19 protein-coding genes are annotated in these 20,985 nt (G+C 64.6%); 7 read left to right on the plus strand and 12 right to left on the minus strand.

What is annotated here, in order from left to right; genetic code table 11:
• Positions 1–101: 101 nt before the first annotated feature.
• The 4 genes from ACQKQA_RS09155 to ACQKQA_RS09170 form a co-directional block, all read right to left on the minus strand.
• Positions 102–1,460 carry a TolC family outer membrane protein gene (locus ACQKQA_RS09155; RefSeq protein WP_427555776.1) on the minus strand — a complete coding sequence of 453 codons (1,359 nt, stop codon included), beginning with the start codon at positions 1,458–1,460 and terminating at the stop codon, positions 102–104.
• Positions 1,461–1,827: 367 nt separating this feature from the next.
• Positions 1,828–3,768 carry a bifunctional diguanylate cyclase/phosphodiesterase gene (locus ACQKQA_RS09160; RefSeq protein ID WP_427555779.1) on the minus strand — a complete coding sequence of 647 codons (1,941 nt, stop codon included), beginning with the start codon at positions 3,766–3,768 and terminating at the stop codon, positions 1,828–1,830.
• A 181-nt stretch (positions 3,769–3,949) separates the two neighbouring features.
• Positions 3,950–4,345, minus strand: a complete 396-nt coding sequence (locus ACQKQA_RS09165) for a YbaN family protein (protein ID WP_427555781.1) — start codon at positions 4,343–4,345, stop codon at positions 3,950–3,952.
• A gap of 10 nt (positions 4,346–4,355) precedes the next feature.
• Complete coding sequence (locus ACQKQA_RS09170; protein WP_427555783.1) at positions 4,356–4,943, minus strand: UPF0149 family protein; 588 nt, start codon at positions 4,941–4,943, stop codon at positions 4,356–4,358.
• Between the two features lie 276 nt (positions 4,944–5,219).
• On the opposite strand from ACQKQA_RS09170, the gene recQ reads away from it, so the two are divergent.
• The 3 genes from recQ (at position 5,220) to ACQKQA_RS09185 (ending at position 9,257) form a co-directional block, all read left to right on the plus strand.
• Positions 5,220–7,346 carry a DNA helicase RecQ gene (gene recQ, locus ACQKQA_RS09175; protein ID WP_427555786.1) on the plus strand — a complete coding sequence of 709 codons (2,127 nt, stop codon included), beginning with the start codon at positions 5,220–5,222 and terminating at the stop codon, positions 7,344–7,346.
• Between the two features lie 123 nt (positions 7,347–7,469).
• Positions 7,470–7,904 carry a MarR family transcriptional regulator gene (locus tag ACQKQA_RS09180; RefSeq protein ID WP_092303228.1) on the plus strand — a complete coding sequence of 145 codons (435 nt, stop codon included), beginning with the start codon at positions 7,470–7,472 and terminating at the stop codon, positions 7,902–7,904.
• 129 nt (positions 7,905–8,033) lie between these two features.
• The gene (locus ACQKQA_RS09185) at positions 8,034–9,257 is read left to right on the plus strand and encodes a type IV pilus assembly protein FimV (RefSeq protein ID WP_427555789.1); all 1,224 of its coding nucleotides are present in this window, start codon (positions 8,034–8,036) and stop codon (positions 9,255–9,257) included.
• Here ACQKQA_RS09185 and ACQKQA_RS09190 read toward each other — a convergent pair.
• Positions 9,235–11,424 (minus strand): patatin-like phospholipase family protein, encoded by a 2,190-nt coding sequence (locus ACQKQA_RS09190; protein WP_427555792.1) that lies wholly within the window; start codon positions 11,422–11,424, stop codon positions 9,235–9,237. The two genes, ACQKQA_RS09185 and ACQKQA_RS09190, sit on opposite strands and share 23 nt — an antisense overlap.
• A 71-nt stretch (positions 11,425–11,495) precedes the next feature.
• Between ACQKQA_RS09190 and ACQKQA_RS09195 the strand changes: the two genes are divergently transcribed.
• A complete protein-coding gene (locus ACQKQA_RS09195) occupies positions 11,496–11,783 on the plus strand; it encodes a SelT/SelW/SelH family protein (RefSeq protein WP_427555795.1) in 288 nt (95 codons plus the stop codon).
• On the opposite strand, the gene ACQKQA_RS09200 is transcribed toward ACQKQA_RS09195, so the two are convergent.
• Both ACQKQA_RS09200 and ACQKQA_RS09205 read right to left on the minus strand, forming a co-directional pair.
• Positions 11,777–12,667 (minus strand): DMT family transporter, encoded by an 891-nt coding sequence (locus tag ACQKQA_RS09200; protein WP_427555798.1) that lies wholly within the window; start codon positions 12,665–12,667, stop codon positions 11,777–11,779. The genes ACQKQA_RS09195 and ACQKQA_RS09200 overlap by 7 nt on opposite strands.
• Before the next feature lie 94 nt (positions 12,668–12,761).
• Complete coding sequence (locus ACQKQA_RS09205) at positions 12,762–13,517, minus strand: AraC family transcriptional regulator (protein ID WP_427555801.1); 756 nt, start codon at positions 13,515–13,517, stop codon at positions 12,762–12,764.
• A gap of 131 nt (positions 13,518–13,648) precedes the next feature.
• Between ACQKQA_RS09205 and ACQKQA_RS09210 the strand changes: the two genes are divergently transcribed.
• Positions 13,649–14,470 (plus strand): UDP-2,3-diacylglucosamine diphosphatase, encoded by an 822-nt coding sequence (locus ACQKQA_RS09210; protein WP_427555803.1) that lies wholly within the window; start codon positions 13,649–13,651, stop codon positions 14,468–14,470.
• A gap of 102 nt (positions 14,471–14,572) precedes the next feature.
• Here ACQKQA_RS09210 and ACQKQA_RS09215 read toward each other — a convergent pair whose 3' ends face one another.
• Entirely contained in the window at positions 14,573–15,163 is a 591-nt protein-coding gene (locus ACQKQA_RS09215) for an HD domain-containing protein (protein WP_427555806.1), read from the minus strand.
• A 114-nt stretch (positions 15,164–15,277) separates the two neighbouring features.
• Positions 15,278–15,589, minus strand: a complete 312-nt coding sequence (locus ACQKQA_RS09220) for an Mpo1-like protein (protein ID WP_427555810.1) — start codon at positions 15,587–15,589, stop codon at positions 15,278–15,280.
• Between the two features lie 161 nt (positions 15,590–15,750).
• On the opposite strand from ACQKQA_RS09220, the gene ACQKQA_RS09225 reads away from it, so the two are divergent.
• Positions 15,751–16,812 carry an AraC family transcriptional regulator gene (locus tag ACQKQA_RS09225; RefSeq protein ID WP_427555813.1) on the plus strand — a complete coding sequence of 354 codons (1,062 nt, stop codon included), beginning with the start codon at positions 15,751–15,753 and terminating at the stop codon, positions 16,810–16,812.
• On the opposite strand, the gene ACQKQA_RS09230 is transcribed toward ACQKQA_RS09225, so the two are convergent.
• On the minus strand, positions 16,769–18,223 hold the full coding sequence (locus tag ACQKQA_RS09230; RefSeq protein ID WP_427555816.1) for a TrkH family potassium uptake protein: 1,455 nt from the start codon (positions 18,221–18,223) through the stop codon (positions 16,769–16,771). The genes ACQKQA_RS09225 and ACQKQA_RS09230 overlap by 44 nt on opposite strands.
• A 121-nt stretch (positions 18,224–18,344) precedes the next feature.
• On the opposite strand from ACQKQA_RS09230, the gene ACQKQA_RS09235 reads away from it, so the two are divergent.
• A complete protein-coding gene (locus tag ACQKQA_RS09235) occupies positions 18,345–18,911 on the plus strand; it encodes a nitroreductase family protein (protein WP_427555818.1) in 567 nt (188 codons plus the stop codon).
• 58 nt (positions 18,912–18,969) lie between these two features.
• Here the strand turns inward: ACQKQA_RS09235 and ACQKQA_RS09240 are convergent, their stop codons facing one another.
• Positions 18,970–20,310 carry an ATP-binding protein gene (locus tag ACQKQA_RS09240; RefSeq protein WP_427555821.1) on the minus strand — a complete coding sequence of 447 codons (1,341 nt, stop codon included), beginning with the start codon at positions 20,308–20,310 and terminating at the stop codon, positions 18,970–18,972.
• Positions 20,311–20,374: 64 nt separating this feature from the next.
• Positions 20,375–20,812, minus strand: coding sequence for a Spy/CpxP family protein refolding chaperone (locus tag ACQKQA_RS09245; RefSeq protein WP_427555824.1), 438 nt, complete (start codon positions 20,810–20,812; stop codon positions 20,375–20,377).
• Positions 20,813–20,985 lie beyond the last annotated feature (173 nt).

Consider the following 20,985-nt stretch of genomic DNA (forward strand, 5'->3'; position numbering starts at 1 on the left):
GATGGGCCGTTCGGGGCTGCTGCGCAGCCCATCGCAGCCTGCGGCAGCGGCTACAGGTTGAGGCGGGGAAGCTCAGGCACGACGCCTGAGCTTTCGAGGCCTTAACGCATTTCCGGCAGACGGGCTTCGCTTTTCACTTCGCTCTGGGCGATCGCTTCGGCGGGCACCACGACTTTCTCCTTGTTCAGCAACTCGCCCATGTTCGCCAGCACGCGGTACATCGAGAACTCCTCGGTGTAGCGCACTTCGGTATAGCGGCGGTTGGCGTTGTACAGCTCGTTTTCGCTGTCCAGCAGGTCGAGCAGGGTGCGCTGGCCGAGGCCGAACTGATCCTGGTAAGCGGCCCGTACGCGGGTGGTGGTTTCGGCGTATTCGCGGGCGGCGGGGGTCTGTTTCTTGGCGTTGACCATGGCGTTCCAGGCCAGGGTGATGTTCTCGTTGAGCATGCGCAGCGCGTTGTTGCGGATGTCCATGGCCTGGTTGATCTTGTGCGCGTTCGATTGCAGGCGGGCCTTGTCGCTGCCGCCGCGCAGCAGGTTGTAGTTCATCACCACGCCCACCCGCCATTCATTGTCATGCCCCTTGTCGCCCTGCACGTTGTCGTTGGCGCCCACCGCGGCCTCGGCATCGAAGCGTGGGTAGAACGGCGACTTGGCGACCTCGTACTGGCTCTCGGCGGCCTGCACGTCGGCCTGGGCCGATTTCAGGTAGGGGTTGTTCTCCAGCATGCTTTGCCGGGCGTCCGGCAGGCTGCCGGGGAGCTCGCCGCGTACCGACGGCAGGCTTTCCAGCTCGTCGGGCATGCGCCCCACGGCGCTGAAGAAGCTGGCCTCGGCGTCGGCCAGGTCGACCTGGGCCGTGTCGTAGTTGTTTTCCGCCAGGGCGCGCCGCGCCTTGGACTGATCGAGGTCGGCGGTACTGCCGACGCCGCGTTCGCTGCGCAGGCCGATCTGGTCGTTGACCCGCAGGTGCGCCTGCAGGTTGTTCTTGGCCAGGGTCACCAGTTCGCGGCGCTTGAGCACTTCCAGGTACACCTCGATGGTGCGCAGGGCCAGGCTCTCGGCGGTGCCGCGGGTGTAGTAGGCCCGCGAGTTGGAGACCGACCGGGTGCGCCCGACTTCGTTGGCGGTACTGAAACCGTCGAAGAGCATTTGCCGCAGGCGCAACTCCGACTGGGTATAGGTCAGGGTCTCGGTGTGATGGTTGCCCTGCGCACGGGTGGTGGTGTTGTCGCTGTAGCCACGGCCATAGCCCGCATTCGCGTCCAGCGATGGGTAGAAGCCCCCTTTGGCGACCTTTATATCCTCATCGGCCGACAGACGGCTGTCCTGACTCGCGCGCAGCTCCGGGTGGTTGTCCAGCGTGCTTTGAATCGCTTCCGTCAGGGACATGGCCTGGGCCTGATGAGTGCAGGCCATGACTAATAAGATCGCGCTACTGAGGGGGTGGAAAACGCGCATGGGGTACATCTCCTTCATGATGTCGCTTTTCAGTTGCCAAAAAAATGACGAATTTGCCGGGTAACCTGTTTCAGGTTTGCGACAACAGATCTAAGAACATCCTGAGGAGAAGCTAAGAATGATTTCTCATAAGGTTTATTTCGAAACTGACTTATGAGCTGCATGAAAAACCGCTGGTCCTTTCCTCCGAAAAATTCCTCGATTACAAGTTCTAGAGCGGTTTCCCTGGGTCAGGACGACGCGATGAAAGGGGCCCAGGCAGGACGGGAGGGGGAGCGATACAGAAGAGGGTGGCACAGCCTTTGGTGCGACATTTTTCTGTCGCGCGCAGCACTTCTGGCCTGGGTGTCGCCGTCTGCGGAATCGGCTACATCGGCGCCGGTGGGCCGATCAGTCGCCCCATGACCCCGAACAGCCCCAGGGCTTTGAGGGTGTCCAGTTCGCCCCGGGTTTCCACCTGTTCGGCAATCAGCGGCAGGTCGATGCTGTGGGTGGTGCGAAACACCGCCTCGATGAACAGCTGCTTGTCGCTTTGCCGGTCGATGTCACGGATGTAGCTGCCATCGATTTTCAGGTAGGCCAGGCCCAGGTGCGCCAGGTTGCCGACCTGGCTGAAATGGCCACCGAAGTGTTGCAGACCGATCCGGTAGCCGCTGCCGCGCAGGTGCTGGCTCAAGCGCTGCAACTCGCTGGCCGAGTGCAGTTGGCGTTCGTCGATCTCCAGGGTCAGCAGCCTGGCCATCTCGGGCAGGGCCTCGAGCTGGGCGAGGATCTGCCGCAAGGCGTCGGGGTCGCGCAGGGCGCTGCCGGACAGGCTCAGGGCCAGCGGCCAGGCATGCTCGACCAGATAATCCAAGGTGTGTTCGAGCATGGCCAGGTCGAAGCGTGCGGCCCAGCCGAGGCGCTCGATCCACGGCAGGAAGTGCCCGGCGGCGATGGCTTCGCCCTGTGGGTCGAGCAGCCGGGCCAGCACCTTGTGATGCAGCACTTCGCTGGTGTCGGCGCACTGCACCACCGGTTGGAAATACAGCTGCAACTTGCCATGGCTCAGGGCATCGTCGATCCACGCGCGCCAGTCATGTTGGGGCTGGCTGGGGCCGGCGGTGGAGTCCCGCAGCAGCGCCCAGGGGCGTTCGGGGCGGTGCTGGGCCTGGGCCAGCGCCTGATCCAGGCGCAGCCATACGTCCGCCAGTTGTTCCCCGGGCTGGTAGGCGACAATGCCCAGGTGCGCCACCGGGGTGCAGTCGCTGGCGCCGGTCAGGCGCAGGTTCTCCAGGGTGGCGCTGATTTCCATGGCCAGGCGCTCGGCGCCGCGGGCATCCAGCCCCGGGGTGAGCAGGCTGAATTCGCCGCCGCGATTGCGCGCCGCCAGCCAGTGGCGCCGCTCGGCCTGGGCGCTGATGCGCTTGAGCAGCTCGCCGATGCTGCCGATCAGCGCATCGGTGCGCTGGCCGCCCAGGCGCTGGTTCAGGCCGCCGAGATCATTGACCCGCAGCATCAGCAGATACCCATCGGTGCTCTGCTCGTTGTGCAGTAACTGGTCGCCGAGCTGTTCGTCCAGCAAGCGCCGGTTGGCCAGCCCCGTCAGGCTGTCCTGGTAGGACTCGGTCCGCAGTTTCTCGCTGCGTGCGGCTTCTTCGGCGAACAGGGCTTCGAGTTTTTCCACCATCTGGTTCATGGCCAGGACCACCCGCTTGAGTTCGGGGGCGCGGGGGATATTCGGCAGGCGGAGAAACTGGCGCTGGCTGATGGCCTCGGCCTGCTCGACCATGGCGTCCAGCGTGCGCAGTTGGCGCCGCAGCAGCCAGCCGCTGAACATCGCGCTGAGCATCCCGCAGGCCAGCAGCCAGACCAGAGCGCCGAGGCTGCTGTCCCAGAGCCGGGCCAGGGCGAATTGCGGATTGCTCACCACTTCGACCCGCGCTATCGGTTCCCCGTCGCGTATTACTCGGGCTTCGCCGCCTTGGGGGGGCAGGTTCACCAGGCGGACGAACCAGTCGGGCACACCCTCGACGCTGGCCGCCGCCGAGCGCGCCATCAGGATACTTTCGTCCGTGCTATTCACCACCCGGATGCTGTTGTAGTAGCCACCGTCGAAGATCGAACTGACCATCAGCTCCATCAGCGCGGGGTCGTCGAACTGGCTGGTCAGGGACAGGCCCAGGGCCGTGGCCGCGTCCTGGGCGTGGGAGCGAAGCTGGCCGAGCATCTGCTCGCGGGAGCTTTCCAGGCTGACAATAAAACTGCCGCTGAAGGCCACTAGAAGGAACAGGCAAATGGCAAGAAACAGTTGCTTGATGAGCGACATGCGACACTCCCTTGTCGGATCAGCCATTGCCGGAGCAGTGTCCAGTCGAGGTGATACGGGCTGGGGGGCGTGGCGGGCTGCTCGAATGCCGGTGTCTGAAGTCTAGGCGGTATTTTTTGCGGACATGGACAGCTGGTCGGCTGGCCGGGGAGAGTATGGAGCAGACGGGGTGGCGCCGGGTTCAGGTCCTGTGCAGGGTTTTCTGGCGCAGGATGTAAATCGTCACCAGCACCGCGCTGGTCAGCATGAAGCCACGAGCCCAGGGCAGCGGTACCAGGTAGCAGGACAAGCCAATGCTCAGCCACATCAGGCCGATGGCGTAGGCCTTGCCTTTGAGCGGGATGCCATGGCCGTCCAGGTAGTCGCGGACCCACGGGCCGAGCCGCGGGTGATCCACCAGCCATCGATAGAAGCGCGGCGAGCTGCGGGCAAAACAGGCAGCGGCCAGCAGCAGGAAGGGGGTAGTGGGCAAGACCGGGAGGAAGATGCCGATCACCCCCAGCGCTACGCTCAGCCAGCCGATGGCCAGCAGAACGTAACGCAGGATCAGGGGGCGGTTGCCTATGGGCTTGGCCATAGGCAACGACTCAGTGGTGACGAGGCTTGAGAATGGCCGGTTTTTCGTCCGGCGCGTTGCACAGCAGGTACAGAGCGGTCAGGGCTTCCGGGATCTGCACGATCATGTCGTCCATCAGGTTGGCATCGCTGGCGATGTCGGAGAACTCGGGTTGTTCGTCGAACAGGCCGGAGCCGACCATGATTGGCAGGAGCATCTCGCTGACTTCTTCCTCGGCGGTTTCGAACCAGGCTTCTTCGCGCAGGAACACGCCTTCCATGAAGCCGATGCACCAGCCGCGCAGCTCGGAATCGTCTGGCTCGTCGCCGAGATCGAGGTCGCACGGCAGCTCGAATTCTTCGTCGGACGCCAGTTGGCGGGCGATATGGGCCTTGAGGGCGATCAGGGTGGACTCGATCTCTTCGCGCTGCGCGGCGTCGCGGTAGTGCGGCTCCTCGGCGAACAGGGCGTCGATCCACTCACGGTCGGGAACGCTTTCGGAACAAATGGACAGCGCAGTCAGGTAGCCATGGGCGGCCACGTAGTCCAGCGCCTCGTCATGCAGCTCATCGGCGTCGAGGAAGGCTTGCAGGCGGGTTAGTTGCTCAGCGAAGGACATTGAAGGGCTACCTTGGAGAATAAACGATGCTGAATTCTAGGCTTTCTTGAGCGCCCAGGCCAGCCGCCGCGCAGATTTGAGCGGTTCTTGAAGTTACCAACGGTCCGTTGCCGCCCCCCTTCGCCAGCAAGGGCTCGGGTATACTTGCGCGTTTTGTGATGCCCCGGCAGGCGTCGTGACGGTTCAGGAAAAGTCCGCTAACGGATTTGTCAGTGAAAACCGCGGTCTTTTCGGCCAGCCTGCACCCAGGGATTTCAGCGATTTTTGGAGTTTTTCATGCTCGAACAGGCTCAACGCGTCCTCAAGGACATCTTCGGCTACGACAGTTTCCGTGGCCGCCAAGGTGCGATCATTGAGCGCGTGGCCAGTGGCGGCGATGCCCTGGTGCTGATGCCTACCGGCGGCGGCAAGTCGCTGTGCTTCCAGGTTCCGGCCTTGTTGCGCGATGGCCTGGCGGTGGTGGTTTCGCCGCTGATCGCCCTGATGGACGACCAGGTCGCCACCCTGGAGGAACTCGGGGTCGCCGCGGCGTCGCTGAACTCCACCCTGAGCGCCGAGCAGCAGCGCGACCTGGCCACACGCATCCGGCGTGGCGAAGTGAAGATGCTGTACCTGGCGCCGGAGCGCCTGGTGCAGCCGCGGATGCTGGCGTTCCTGCAGAACCTGGATATCGCCCTGTTCGCCATCGACGAGGCGCATTGTGTGTCCCAGTGGGGGCATGATTTCCGCCCGGAGTACCTGCAACTGGGCCAGTTGGCGGAAATGTTTCCCCAGGTACCGCGCATCGCCCTGACCGCCACCGCCGACAAGCGCACCCGCGAGGAAATCGTCAACCGCCTGCACCTGCAGAACGCCGAGCGTTTCCTCTCAAGTTTCGACCGGCCGAACATTTTCTACCGCATCGTTCCCAAGGAGCAGCCGCGCAAGCAACTGCTGGCGTTCCTCAACGAGCGACGCAGCGATGCCGGCATCGTCTATTGCCTGTCGCGCAAGAAGGTCGATGAGGTGTCCGCCTTTCTCTGCGAGCAGGGCTTCCCGGCGCTGCCGTACCACGCCGGGCTGCCCAGCGACCTGCGGGCCTATCACCAGAAGCGTTTCCTCAACGAGGAAGGGCTGATCATGGTCGCGACCATCGCCTTCGGCATGGGCATCGACAAACCCAACGTGCGTTTCGTGGCGCACCTGGACCTGCCCAAGTCCCTCGAGGCCTATTACCAGGAAACCGGCCGTGCCGGCCGAGATGGCCTGCCCGCCGATGCCTGGATGGCCTACGGCCTGCAGGACGTGCTGATGCTCAAGCAGATGCTGCAGAACTCCGAGGGCGACGAGCGCCATAAGCGTCTGGAGCAGCACAAGCTCGATGCCATGCTGGCGCTGTGCGAGGAAACCCGCTGCCGTCGCCAGAGCCTGCTGGCCTATTTCGATGAAGACATGCCGAAGCCGTGTGGCCATTGCGACAACTGCGTCGACGGCGTGCAGACCTGGGATGCCACCGAGCCGGCGCGCCAGGCGTTGTCGGCGATCTATCGCACCGGCCAGCGTTATGGCGTCGGCCACCTGGTGGACGTGCTGCTGGGCAAGGACACGGAAAAGGTCCGCAGCTTCGGCCATCAGCACCTTTCCGTGTACGGCGTGGGCAAGGCGCGCAGCGAAGGCGAATGGCGCTCGCTGTTCCGCCAGCTGGTGGCCCGTGGCCTGGCCGATATTGACCTGGAAGGTTATGGCGGCCTGCGTCTGAGCGACAGTTGCCGACCGCTGCTCAAGGGCGAGGTGACCCTGGAGCTGCGCCGCGACATAAAGCCGCAGAGCGCCACCAAGAGCAGCACCAGCCAGGCCAGCCAATTGGTGCGTGGCGAGGAGCGCGAACAGTGGGAAGCCCTGCGTGCCTTGCGGCGCAAGCTGGCGGAAGAGCATGGGGTGCCGCCCTATGTCATTTTCCCCGACTCCACCTTGCTGGAAATGCTCCGCAGCCAGCCCGGCTCCCTGGCGGAAATGGCCCGGGTCAGCGGCGTTGGCGCGCGCAAGCTGGAGCGTTACGGCGAGGCCTTCCTCGAAGTGCTGGGCGGCCAGGCCGAGACGCCGAAAGTGGTGGCCGACATTCGCCACGAACTGATGACCCTGGCCCGCGCCGGCATGACACCGCTGCAGATCGCCGGGCAGCTGCAGTGCTCGGAGAAGAATGTCTACACCATGCTGGCCGAAGCCGTGGGCAAGCAGCAGTTGTCCCTGGAGCAGGCGCTGGACTTGCCCGAAGACCTGCTCGGCGAGATCCAGGACGCCTTTCTCGACGGCGAAGGCGAGCTGCCATCGGTGAGCGAAGTGGCCGAGCTGTTTGCCGGTCGCGTGCCTGAAGGGGTGTTGTATTGCGTGCGTGCGGCGCTGGAATCGGAATTCGAGATGTGAGTGTCCGGGCGGCAAGATGTAACGATTCAGTTCATGCCAAGCCTTGCCTATAGGCAACTGTCATGCTTAGCTGACTAATAATTAGTTTTCCTTAATTTTCAGTCTACTAACCATGAGTTGTTTATGCCGTTAACCGATCAACACCGTTTTGGCATGCAGTTGGCGCAGATGTCCCGAGGCTGGCGCGCCGAACTGGATCGCCGCCTGGCCGGACTTGGCCTGTCCCAGGCCCGCTGGCTGGTGCTGCTGCATCTCGCCCGTTTCGATGAAGCCCCGACCCAGCGTGAACTTGCCCAGAGTGTCGGCGTCGAAGGACCGACCCTGGCGCGGCTGCTCGACAGCCTGGAAACCCAGGGGCTGGTGCAACGGCAATCGGTGGTCGAGGATCGTCGGGCGAAGAAGATCGTCCTGTGCGCCCCGGCGCTGCCCTTGATCGAACAGATCGAAACCATTGCCACCGCCCTGCGCCGGGAGTTGTTCGTCGGTGTCGATGAAGAGGACATGCGCGTATGCATGCGGGTTCACGCCCATATCCTGGCCAATCTGGAAAAGTCTTGAGGCATAACTGACGCCGCGGATTTTTGAGCGGGCGACACCGGCAGACTATAAGAACTACCAGGTCCACAGCGGCATGCGCAGTCAGCGTATCGCCGCTGTGGTCGCTTTCGGTTATCGAAAAGGATGCTCATGTTCCAGAGTCCGTTGGCCGCTTTGCGCGGCTCCGTCCGCTTGCTTGGCCTCGGCGCTGCTCTGTCCCTGGCCTCCGCCCTGTATTCGTCCCTGGCTTCGGCGGTGGGGCTGGGTGAAATCACTGTGCATTCGGCCCTGAACCAGCCACTGGAGGCTGAGATCGCCTTGGAGCAGGCGCAAGGCCTGCGGGAGGACGAGCTGTCGGTCAGCCTGGCGACGGCCGAGGAGTTCAAGCAGGCCGGGGTCGAGCCTTTGCCGTTTCTCGATGACTTGCGCTTCACCCCGATCCTGCAGGGGGAGCGCCGGGTGATCCGGGTGGCGTCGAGCAAGCCGGTGAACGAACCTTTCCTGGATTTTCTGTTGCAGGTGAACCAGGCCAATGGCCGGCAGCTGCGCGAATACATGCTGTTGATCGATCCCCCCGGAAGTCCCGAGATAGTGCCGGCCCCGGCTCCGGTCAGGGAAGTCACGGGCTCTGAACTCGCGATGGCCAGCCAGGCGCCAGCCAAGGTGCTCGATCCCGTGGCCGGGCAACTGGCGCAGACCATGCGGGCCAACCAGCAATTGCAGAACCAGGCGCAAGAGCTGCAGAACAAGCTGCAACTGCGGGACGAACAACTGGCGCGCCAGCAGCAACAGCTGGGGGAACTGCAACGTCGGTTGGCCGAGGTCCAGAGCAAACCCACCGGTACGCCCGCGCCTGTATCCGAAGCACCTGCAACGCCAGCCGCCGCCAGTCCTCCCCAGGCAGCCGTACCGGCACCCAAGGTCGAGGGCGCGAACCCTTGGCTGATGGTGGCCGCATTGCTATTGAGCGTCTTGCTGGTGTTGCTGGTGACGCGCCGCCGTCGTCAGGCCGCGACCCTGGCGGGGGCGCCTGTCGCTGCACAGATGCCTTCTGATAGTCGACCTTCGCGGGCGCAGGCCAGTGCAGTGACGACTGTGGCTGCCGGGGCGCCGCTCCGATCGACGCCCCCTGTGACGCCGATACAGCCGCCCGCGACAGAGGATCGGCGCGCCGCTCGCGAGCCGTCGTTCGATGTCGACTGGGACCTGATCGCCCCCGCCGAGCCTGCCCGCGTGCCGGCGCCTCCTGCCGTCGTATCACCGCCCCCCTTCGATGCCGACTCGATCGTCTGGCGCCTGGAGGAGCCGGACGAGCCGCCTCCAGCACCCAAACCGAGCGGGGCGGCGGGAATCAGAAGGTCTGGCCCAGATTGAGGTAGACCGCTTTCTGGTTGTCGTCGTTGAAGCCGTAGCTGAAATTCAGCGGCCCCAGCGGCGTGTCGAAACCGAGGAAGATGCTCGCGGCGTTGATGTAACCGCTGTCGAACGGGTTGTCGTTGTTCCAGGCGCGGCCACGCTCCAGCGATCCGCCGATGTACAGCGGGAAGTCCAGGGGCAAATAGGAGCGTGGGGTCAGGCGCCGGTAGTAGACGCCCCGCATCAGGCTGATGTTCTGGCCCGAGAGGGCGTTCTCGCGAAAGCCCGACAACTGCCGGGCGCCGCCGAGCACGAAGCTTGAAGTCACCACCTCTGCTTCATCCAGGGTCCGGCCATAGCGGCCGCCGAGGATAAAGGTGTTCGGGCCGCTGCTCAGGGCCTTGTCCAGTTTGAATTCCCACTGCCGGTAGCGCTTGTCCGAGCCCAGGCCGGGTTCGAACTGGCGCAGCGACAGGCCGATGTCCTCACCTTCATGGGGGAAGTACACGTTGTCCAGGGAGTCGAACGAGTAGCGCAGCTCGTAGTAGCCCTCGCTGAAGCTTTCGCTGGGCAGGTTCTGGTCGCCGACGCGCACCTTGGCCTTGCCCCAGGCTTCGCCGACACCGAAGCGGATCTCGCCGCTGTTGCCGATCTGGCGCCCGATATTGAGGCCGAAACCGTAGCGCTCCAGGCGGTATTCGGCGATCGGGTCGTTGTCCAGCACGGCTTCGATGTTCTGCGATTCGAGGCCGATGAACGGCGCGATGAAGTAGCGCGAGCCAATATCCAGTGGCTGATAGAACTCGCTGTAGAGTTCCTGATGATCGCCGATCTGCACCCGGGTCAGCCATTCGGCGCCGAGGCTGTTGATGCCGTTGACCCGGTAGCTGGCGCCCAGGTTGAAGGCGCTGTCGCCTTGCATGTCGTCGGACAGGTTCAGCCCCAGGCGCAGGTAATCGGTACCGGCGCGTTTGCCCCGGGCGTTGATCACCAGGGTGTGCTCATCGCCTTTGTGGACCACGCGGTATTGTACCTGCTCGAAGTAGTCCAGGCCGTACAGGGTGCCCATGTCGGTCTGCAGCCGGCCCAGGTCGAGGGGCTCGCCGATGTGCTGGCGGATGTAGTAACGGATCACGTCGTCGCTGACTTTCGAATCGTTTTCCACCCGGATCGCGGTGATGACCGGGGTGCGCTGGCCGGGCGAGCGCGCGGCGTTCAATTCGGCGTTCAGCGCTTCGGCCGGACGCAACTGCGCCAGGCGCGCGTCGAGGATGCGGGTGGCGCGGTAGCCGGCGTCGATCATCTCCTGGGCGCGGCCGAAGTCGGTGACCGCGAAACTGGCCAGGGGCGGCTGGATCAGCACGTCATTCTTGTGCAGGGTCGCCAGTTGCTCTTCGGAGTTGCGCCGGGTCATCAGGGTGATCGACTGGTTCAGCACATCGACCACGTTCGCCAACTGCTGGCGCGAACGCAGCGGGGTGCCGATGTCCACCACTATGGCGATATCCACGCCCATGTCGCGGGCTACATCCAGCGGAATGTTGTCGGTCATGCCGCCGTCCACCAGCAGCCGGCCATCCATCTCCACCGGGGCGAACACCGCCGGGATCGACATGCTGGCGCGAATCGCCCGGGGCAGGTGGCCCTTGCGGAACACCACCTTCTCGCCGCTGGAAATGTCCGTGGCCACTGCGCGGAACGGGATCGGCAGTTTGTCGAAGTCCCGGGTATCGCTGGCGTGGGCGAACATGCTTTCCAGCAGCAGGGCCAGGTTCTGGCCCTGGATGACCCCCAGCGGCAGACCCAGGCTGCCGTCGTCGCGGAAGCTGAGTTTCTGTTTCACCAGGAAGTCGCGGTCATCCTGCTTGCGCCGAAAGGGTATGTCTTCCCGGGGCGGGGCATCGGACAGCGCCTGTTTCCAGTCGATGCTCAGGGCCAGTTTTTCCAGCTCGTCGATCTTGTAGCCCGAGGCGTACAGCCCGCCGATCACCGCGCCCATGCTGGTACCGGCAATCGCATCGATCTTCACTCCTTGCTCTTCCAGGGCCTTGAGCACGCCGATATGGGCCAGGCCGCGGGCGGCGCCGCCGGACAACACCAGGCCGATCTTCGGCCGTGGCGCTTCGGCGGCGTGCAGGAACAGGGGCAGCAAACACAGGCACAGGCAGGACAGCAGACGGCGCATCACGGATCTCGGGGCGAGCGATAAAGGCGGTTATTATAACGGCGCCCTTGAGCCCCGGAGTCGGCAGCACCATGACAGAACGTAAACCCGAAGTGATCATCACCTATTGCACCCAGTGCCAGTGGCTGCTGCGCGCCGCCTGGCTGGCCCAGGAGCTGTTGAGCACCTTCAGCGACGACCTGGGCAAGGTGTCCCTGGAACCGGCCACCGGCGGTACGTTCCGCATCACCTGCGATGGCGTGCAGATCTGGGAGCGCAAGGCCGATGGTGGTTTCCCCGAGGCCAAGGTGCTCAAGCAGCGGGTACGCGACCAGATCGATCCGCAGCGCGACCTGGGGCACAACGACCGTACTCAGTGAGACGCGGGTTCCTGCACCACGGCTTTCTTGCCTGAGCCGGACAGGCTGCTGGAGACCACGATGGCAAAGATGATCAAGGCCCCGCCGATCAGCATGCGCAGCGTCGGTGTCTCGCCGAACAGCAGCCAGGCCACGGTAATCCCGTAGACCGGCTCCAGGGCGAACACCACCGCCGCGGTGCGCGCCTTGATCACCGCGAGGCTGGCAACGAACAGGCTGTGGGCCAGGCCGGTGCAGAAGATGCCGAGCAGGCCGATCCACAGCCAGTCGATGGCGCGCACCTCGCTCAGCCCCGGCGCCGCCACCGGCAGCAGGCACAGGGCGACCACCACGTTCTGGCACAAAGCGGCTTGCACCGCCGGAATGCGCGCGGAGCTGGCGCGGTTGCTCAGCGACAGCAAGGCGAACAGCAGGCCCGAGCCCACGGCCCAGAGCAGCCCGCTGGTGGCTTCGCTGGCGAGGTCGAATGCCGGCGTGACGAGTACCAGGCCGACGCTGACCAACAGCACCAGGACGATCTCGTTGAGGCGGATCCGCTCGCGGAAGATCAGCCCCTCGAGGATCACCGTGAAGGCCGGAAAGCTGGCGAAACCCAGGGTGGCGATGGCCACGCCGGCGACTTTCACCGCGATGAAAAAGCTCACCCAGTGTCCGGCCAGTAGCAGGCCGCTGAGCAGCAGGCGGCGCCAGTCGGTGGCTTGCAGGCGTTGCCAGCGGATGCTGCTGGAGAGACGGGCGAAGAACGCCAGGGCCAGCACCGCGAACGCTGCCCGGCCGAACACGATGATGGCGGGCGAGGCGGCGGCGAGTTTGCCGAATACACCGGTGAGGCCGAACATCAGTGCGCCGATATGCAGGGCGCCAAGGGCAGTACGCGGAGTCATTTCAATCCTTCAAAACAGTTGAGCGGAGCGCTGCCAGTCTAAGGGCCCGGGCCGGCTTCGGTCTGTCGCGATCCTCGCGTTTTTTGTCGGCAGCCTAGCGCTTGCCAGCTCGCCGCAGTTGCCCGGGGGAGACACCGAACTCGCGCAGCACCGCTGCGGCGAAGGCGCTCTGGGAGCTGTAGCCGACGCGGCTGGCGATCTCGCCGATGGGCAGCGCCGACTCGCGCAACAGGCCGGCGGCCATCCGCAGGCGCCGGCTGCGGATGTAGTCCATCGGCGTCTGCCCGCATTCGGCGATAAATCGCGCATGCAGGCGGGCGCTGGACAGCCCGGCGATTCGCGCCAGGTCCGCCACCTGCAGCGGGTGGGCGGCGTGGCGGTCGATATGTTCATTCAGGGCGGCATAGGGCAGGCGCCGGCCGCCGACGGTGGCGGGGCTGACCTGGTTCAGGCTGGCCAATAACAGCACGGCGCCTTGCTGGGCGATCAGCGGGTCGTTGACCGGGCTGCCGGCCAGCCAGTCGACCAGCTGGCTCTGCGCCATATCCAGGGGCAGGCGCCCGGCGTTGTCGAGCAGGCGTCGGCTGGCATCGGCGTGAGCGCCCAGGGACTGCACCAGCCAATGCTCGCCGGGGACATCGAGCACCAGGCAGCGGCTGCCGTTGGGGCTGCCGCAGGCATGGTGGGCGCCGGAGGGCACCACCGCGACGCTCTGCTGGACCACCTGGCTGCCCCGGCCGTCGACCTCGAAGTCGAGCTGGCCCGACAGGCCGAACACCAGTTGCGCGTGTTCGTGGCTGTGGACGATCAGGTCGTGGCTGTAGTGGCGTAGCGTGAGGATCGGTCTCATCACGGTCTCCTTGGCAGACGCGCAGTCTACACCGGCGGCCCGCGGCCAGGGCTGTCACCGGACTGCCGTATTTCTGTCATGGGCGATTAATCGCTGGGGTGCAAGCTCGCAAAAAATGCAGGAGCGTGCCCATGACCAGTGCCGAACTCGCCAGACCCAGCCGTAAACAACGCGTGCGCACCTTGTGGATTTCCGATGTGCACCTGGGCACCCGGGACTGTCAGGCGGAGCATCTGTCGCAGTTCCTCAAGGGCTATCACGCCGATCGGATCTACCTGGTCGGCGATATCATCGACGGCTGGAAGCTGCGCAGCGGCATGTACTGGCCCCAGGCCCATACCAATGTCATCCGCCGTCTGCTGACCATGAGCAAACGCGGCACCGAGGTGATCTATGTCACCGGCAATCATGACGAATTCCTGCGCCGCTATTCGAAGCTGATGCTGGGCAATATCCAGTTGGTGGACGAGGCGGTGCATGTCACGGCCGATGGCCGGCACCTGCTGGTGATCCACGGCGACCAGTTCGATGTCATCACCCGCTACCACCGCTGGCTGGCCTTTCTCGGCGACTCGGCCTACGAATTCACCCTGACCCTCAATCGCTGGCTGAATCACTGGCGGGCACGCTACGGCTACGGTTACTGGTCGTTGTCGGCCTACCTCAAGCACAAGGTCAAGACCGCGGTCAGCTTCATCAGCGACTTCGAAGAGGCCATCGCCCACGAATGCGTGAGGCGCGAGTTGCACGGCGTGGTGTGCGGGCACATCCACCATGCCGAGATCCGCAAGGTCGGCGAGGTGGACTACCTCAACTGCGGGGATTGGGTCGAGTCGTGCAGCGCCCTGATCGAACATTGGGACGGCACCATCGAGCTGTATCGCCTGGCCGATGCCCAGGCCCGGGAGGCGCAGCGCAAGGCGGAGCAGGCGAAGGTGGCGGAGCTGGCTTGAGGGTGTTGTCGCCCGAGCGGGCATTATCGCGGGCCAGCCTCGCCTGCTTGAAACCGTAGGAGCGAGGCTTGCCCGCGATGGCCTGTGCAGCAGGCGTCGGGATCAGGCCGGCGCAGGTTCCTGCAGGGCCGCCTTGTAGATCGAGTTTTTCGGCTGGGCGAACAGGCGTTCGAGCATGGGTTCGAAAAAGCTCAGGGGCAGGCTGTCATAGTCCGGATCGAACGCCGCGGCATCGTACTTGGCGCAGAACTCGACGGTGCGCAGGTACAGCGGGTGCTCCTTGAATTGCTCGCGCAGGTGCCGGTCCATGCCCAGGTGGTGGAAGAAGTAGTAGCCCTGGAAGATCCCGTGCTTTTCCACCATCCACAGGTTTTCGGCGCTGACGAAGGGTTTGAGGATCGCCGCGGCGATATCCGGGTGGTTGTAGGAACCCAGGGTGTCGCCGATGTCGTGGAGCAGGGCGCAGACCACGTACTCCTCGTCGCGGCCGTCATGCCAGGCCCGGCTGGCGGTTTGCAGCGAGTGGGTCAGGCGGTCCACCGGAAAGCCGCCGAAATCCCCCTCCAGCAACTTCAGGTGCGCCACGATGCGTGCTGGCAGCTGCTTGGCGTAGGCACTGAAATCCGCGGCGATGATCGCCCAGTCTTCCTGGGTGCCATCTTTCATGTGGGTGAAGCGGGCATGGGCGTTCATCGGCAATCCTCTTGTTGTTTTGGTGGGCAACGATTCGAGTGTATGCCTTGGATCCAACCCTGCACTGTCTGCGCGAGACGGCTTGCTGTCCGGCCGAGCCTCGTGGCCTGTGAGCTAGAACGGTACTTTGCCCAGCAGCATGTCGCGGTACATGACGAAATCGCCCAGGAGGCTGTAGAGCGGATGCCGGAAGGTGGCCGGGCGGTTCTTCTCGAAGAAGAAATGCCCGACCCAGGCGAAGCTGTAGCCGGCCACCGGCAGGGCCAAAAGCAGGAGCCAGGCGCCTTTGCCGATGGCGAAGGCGAGGATGAAGATCACCAGGCTGGTGCCGAGGAAGTGCAGGCGACGGCAGGTGCTGTTGCTATGTTCGCCCAGGTAATAGGGATAGAACTCAGCGAAGCTGTTGAATGGCTTGATGTTATCCACGACTGCGATCTCTGTGGTTTTTGTTCTGTCGGCGGGAGGCTCGGCGGGGCGCTTATTTGAGTCTAGAGTCATCAGTGGCTGTCGCCAGTGACAATGGGCGCCACTTTAGTATCCTTGGGAAATCGGCCGTGGCATGCGGCTCATCATGTAAAGACCCCACCATGAGCGAACGAACGACTTCTGCAAGCTGGGCACTGGGAATTGTCAAAGCTCTGGAGATGGACGGCCTGGATTGCCGTGCATTGTTCAAGCAAGTCGGGCTCGACTACGCCGCGCTGGAGGATCCGGATGCCCGCTTCCCCCAGGATTCCATGACGCGCCTCTGGCAGCGCGCGGAGGCGCTGTCGGGCAACCCGGCGATCGGTCTGAACATGGGCAAGGTGGTGCGCCCGGCCTCCTTCAATGTCGCCGGCTACGCCCTGATGTCCAGCCGGACCCTGGTCGAGGGTTTCCAGCGGCTGGTGCGTTATCAGCGAATCATCGCGGAAAGCGCTGACTTGAGTTTCCAACTGTTACCCGAAGGTTATGCGCTGATTCTGACGGTGCATGGCGATCATCTGCCGCCCACCCGGCAAAGTGCCGAAGCCTCGCTGGCCTGTGCGCTGGCGCTGTGCGGCTGGCTGACCGGGCGTACGCTGCAACCGCGCCAGGTGCTGATGCAGGGGGCTCAGCCTGTCGATCTGGAGCCCTACAAGAAGGCGTTTCATGCGCCGCTGGTGTTCAACGCGCCTTACGATGCGCTGATTTTCGAGCGGGCCGATATGGAGGCGCCGTTGCCGACCGCCAATGAGGCCATGGCGCTGCTGCATGACCGCTTTGCCGGTGAGTACCTGGCGCGGTTCTCCGAAAGCCGAGTGACGCACAAGGCGCGCCAGGCACTGTGCCGGTTGCTGCCCCAGGGCGAGCCGAAGCGCGAGGTGGTGGCCCAGAGCCTGCACCTGTCGCAACGGACCTTGCAGCGGCGTTTGCAGGAGGAGGGCACCAGTTTCCAGACCCTGCTCGACGACACCCGCCGCGAGCTGGCCGAGCAGTACCTGGCCCAGCCGCGCATGACCCTGCTGGAGATCGCCTATCTGTTGGGGTTCGCCGACCCGAGCAACTTTTTCCGCGCCTTCCGCCGCTGGTTCGACGTCACGCCCGGCGAATACCGGGCGCGGCTGCTGGAGTCCCCGGCCGCGGTCAGTGACGCCAGAACGCCGGAATACACAACACGAATACGGTGATGATTTCCAGCCGGCCGAGCAGCATGCCCAGGGACAGGATCCACTTGGCGGCGTCCGGCAGGGTGGCGAAGTTGCCCGCCGGGCCGATGGTCTCGCCCAGGCCCGGGCCCACCCCCGATACCGTACTGGCGGCGCCGGTCAGGGCGGTCATCCAGTCCACGCCCAGCAGCGACAGCGCCAGGGCGATCACGCAGATGGTGATGGCGAAGAAGAACGAGAAGGTCAGGATCGAGCGGACGATCTCCTCGTCCAGGCGGTGACCGTTGTACTTCTGCTTGATCACCGCGCGCGGGTGAATCAGCTGGTTCAGGTTGGCCTTGAGCAGGATGTAGGCCACCTGGAAGCGGAAGATCTTGATCCCGCCGGCGGTCGAGCCGGAGCAGCCACCGACGAAACCCAGGTAAAAGAACAGCATCAGCGAGAAGTTGCCCCACAGGCTGTAGTCGCCCAGGGCAAACCCCGTGGTGGTGACCACCGAGGTGACGTTCAGCGCGACGTGCCGCAGGGCTTCCAGCCAATGCAACTGGGTGGTCCACCAGTACCAGGTGCCGAGCACCAGCCAGGTCACCAGCAGCATGCCGAGCAGGCCCTGGACCTGCTGGTCCTTGAGCAGCGCCCGCCGGTTGCCGCGCAGGGTGGCCACATACAGGGTGAACGGCAGGCTGCCGAGGATCATCACCACCACTGCGACCCAGTGCACCGCCGGCTGCGGCCAGTGGGCCAGCGAGGCGTCGGAGGTGGAGAAACCGCCGGTGGAAATCGCCGACATCGCGTGGTTGATCGCGTCGAACGGGCTCATCCCGGCCCACCAGAAGGCCAGGCTGCCGAGAATGGTGATGCCGACGTACGCCGCCACGATCAGCCGCGCCACCATGTGCGAGCGCGGCATGACCTTTTCCGAGCGGTCCGAGGATTCGGTCTGGAACAGGCGCATGCCACCGATCCGCAGTAGCGGCAGGATCGCCACCGCCATGCCGATGAAGCCGATGCCGCCGAGCCAGTGCAGCAGCGAGCGCCACATCAGGATGCCCGGCGACATAGTGTCCAGGCCGCTGAGCACGGTGGCGCCGGTGGCGGTGATGCCGGACATGCTTTCGAAGAACGAGTCGGTGTAGCTGATGTGCTGGGTCAGCAGGAAGGGCAGGGCGGCGAAGATGCACACCACCAGCCAGCTGGAGACCGTCAGCAGGTACATGTCCCGCGGGCGCAGGTGCACATGTTCCGGGCGGCCGGGGATCACCAGGGCCAGGCCGGCGACGAAGGTGATCATGCTGGCCCAGAGGAAGGAGGGCAGGTCGCCGGTACGCTCGAACAGCACCAGAGTCGCCATCGGGATGACCATGGCGATGGCCAGGGTAATCAGGAAAATGCCGATGATGAAACCAATGATCCGTAGGGTCGGCAACGCCATGAGGTCCACTCGGGGCTGATAAAAGAGGGCGCCATTCTACCTGCGGGGCAAAGCATGTAAACCGGCATCCGGGAGGCACTTATCGGTAGAATGGCCGGACATTTTTTTCAGGAGGTGGCCGATGGAGGCTCTCGACGCATTGCTCAACCGTGTTTCCGTACCGCGTTTGCTGGACCCGGCGCCGACGGCGGCGCAGCGGGAAGTGCTGTTCGCGGCGGCACTGCGTGCCCCGGATCACGGCCAGCTGCGGCCATGGCGCTTTCTGACTGTGGAGGGCGCGGCCCGCGAGCAGTTGGGCGAGCTGCTGGTCGAGGCGGTGCAACTGCAGGGCGGCGAAGTGACCCAGGCGGCCCTGGACAAGGCCCGGGCCATGCCACTGCGCGCGCCGTTGGTGGTGGTCGTGGTGGCCCGCCTGCAGGAGCACTTCAAGGTGCCGAAGTCGGAGCAACGGCTGGCGGCCGGCTGTGCCGCCCACGGCATCCTGCTGGCGGCCTATGCCCAGGGGATCGGCGCGGTGTGGCGCACTGGTGAACTGTCCTATTCGCCCCATGTGGCCAAGGGGCTTGGCCTGGGCGCGGACGAGGAAATCATTGCGTTCCTTTATCTGGGCACGCCGCAGAACGAGCCACGGGTCGCGCCCAAGGTGGATACGGCGGAGTTCGTCAGTGCCTGGTCGGGCCAGGCCTGAGCGTAGAACCCTGTTGTAGCCAATCGCGGGCGGCGGTCCGACTTGCCCGCGAAGCCGTTCAGGCCTGAGGAGGAACCCCAGGCACCAAGGGCAGCTCCAGGCTGGCGATAAAGCCACCCTGGGGATGATTGTCCAGGATCAGGCTGCCGCCATGGCGTTCCGCGGCGCGCCGGGCGATGGCCAGGCCGAGTCCATGCCCGGCTGCGGTCTGGCCCGGCGCCCGGTAGAACGGCTCACCCAAGAGGCTCAGGTGCTCCACCTCCGCACCGGGCCCGTGATCCCGCACGCTGAGCACTATCCTGTCGCCCTGACGCAAGGCCAGCACCTCGATCGGTTGTCCGACCGGGTTGAAGCGCTGGGCATTGCGCAGCAGGTTGTCCATTGCCCGTTCGATCATGGTGGGCCAGCCCTTGAGGCTGAGCTGCGACTCGGCATTGATCTGTACCGGCTGTTCCGGGCAAGCCAGTTGGGCGTCCTTCTGCAGGTTGCCGAGCAGGGCATTGAGGTCGACGTCCTCGGCGCTGGCGTTGTCGGAGTCGACCCGGGCCAGCACCAGGATTTCGCTGATCAGGGCTTCCAGGCGGTCGCATTCGCGGGTCAGGCGCGGCCAGAGGCGTTCCCGCTCCTCGGCGCTGGCGCGTTCGGCCAGCGCCAGGGCGATACGCAGGCGCGCCAGGGGCGAGCGCAGTTCGTGGGAGACATCCCGCAGCAACTGGCGCTGGCTGCCGATCAGGCTTTGCAGGCGCGAGCCCATGCGGTTGAAGTCCTTGGCCAGCACGCCGAACTCGTCGCGGCGGGCCGCCAGGCGGGCCAGGCTGTTCTGCTGGTAAGTGGTTTGCCCGAGTTCATGCACTGCGCCGCGCAGACGGCTGAGGGGGCGGGTAATGGACAGGGTCACCAGCAGGCTGAACAGGGTCAGCACCACCAGGGCGATGGTCAGGGCGCTCAACGGCCAGATCAGGCTGTCACGGTGCCAGGCGCCCAGTTCCGGGTGGGGGATCCGGTAGATCATCAGGTAGGTGTCGCCGGTTTTCGGGCTGGTGTATTCGGTGGTCAGGCGCCGCCAGGGCAGGCGCCGGTCGTCGTTGTTCTGCCGGGCCTCGAAGGCGGCCGCGCGGCGCGGGAAGGTGCCGCGCACTACCGGGTCGCCGCTTTCGTTGAGGACCTGCACATCGATGTGGTACTGGCGCTTGCGCTGCTGGAGGATCTCCTGCGCGGCATCCTCGCCTTGTTCTTCGTAGGTCTGGGTCCATTCCTCGGCCAGGGTATTGAGGCCGGGATGGCGACTGAGGATCCAGGCGTCCTGGTTCAGCATGTGCCCCAGCAGAATCGACAGCCCTGCAACCAGGGCGATGGCCAGCCAGAAACTGGCCAGGATGCGCCAGAACAATGAACGCACGGGAAGTCCTCAAACAAAGAAAGCCCAGTGGGGAAGCCACTGGGCTGGAGCTAGCGCTAGAGCATTATTGCGCTTTTTTCGGTTGCTGCGCTTTCCAGGCCTGGAACTCGGCCCATTCCGCGCGGCGTTCGGCCTGCTTCTTCTGAATGGCGTCAAACTCTTTCTGTTGTTCCGGCTTGAGCAGGGCGCGGATATCCGCCTGGGTTTTCTGGTGCTTGGCGGCGAGCTCGTCCTGCATGGCTTTCTGGTCCGCCGGCGACAGTTTTTCCAGGTACTTCTGCACCAGCTGCTTGCGCTCGTGCATCTGCTCGCCCAGCAGCTTGCGGATCTGCTGGCGCTGTTCGCGGCTCAGGTCCAGCTGGCTGTAAGGGCCTTTGCCACGCATGTGTTCGCTGTGGTGCGGGCCATCCATCGGCCCCATGGGACCTGCGCCTTCGGGCATGGCCATGGCCACGGTCGGCAGTGCGGCGGCGAACATCAGAGCGATCAGGGTCTTGCGCATGGTGTATCTCCTTGTCTCGTTCCCGGTCAGTTCCGGATGAGTGCAGGTTACGCAGATCAAGGTCAGCGGCGGTCAGTGAAGCGTAAAGCTTGGGTAAAGAGGTTTTTTGGCGAAACTGACATAAGCCCGCTAGCCGCGGCCGAGCCGGCGAACGACCGGCGCGGTCGCGGGGA

Origin of the sequence: Pseudomonas sp. NPDC089530 (assembly GCF_050280705.1) — a bacterium.
In the GTDB taxonomy this organism is placed as follows: Bacteria; Pseudomonadota; Gammaproteobacteria; order Pseudomonadales; family Pseudomonadaceae; genus Aquipseudomonas.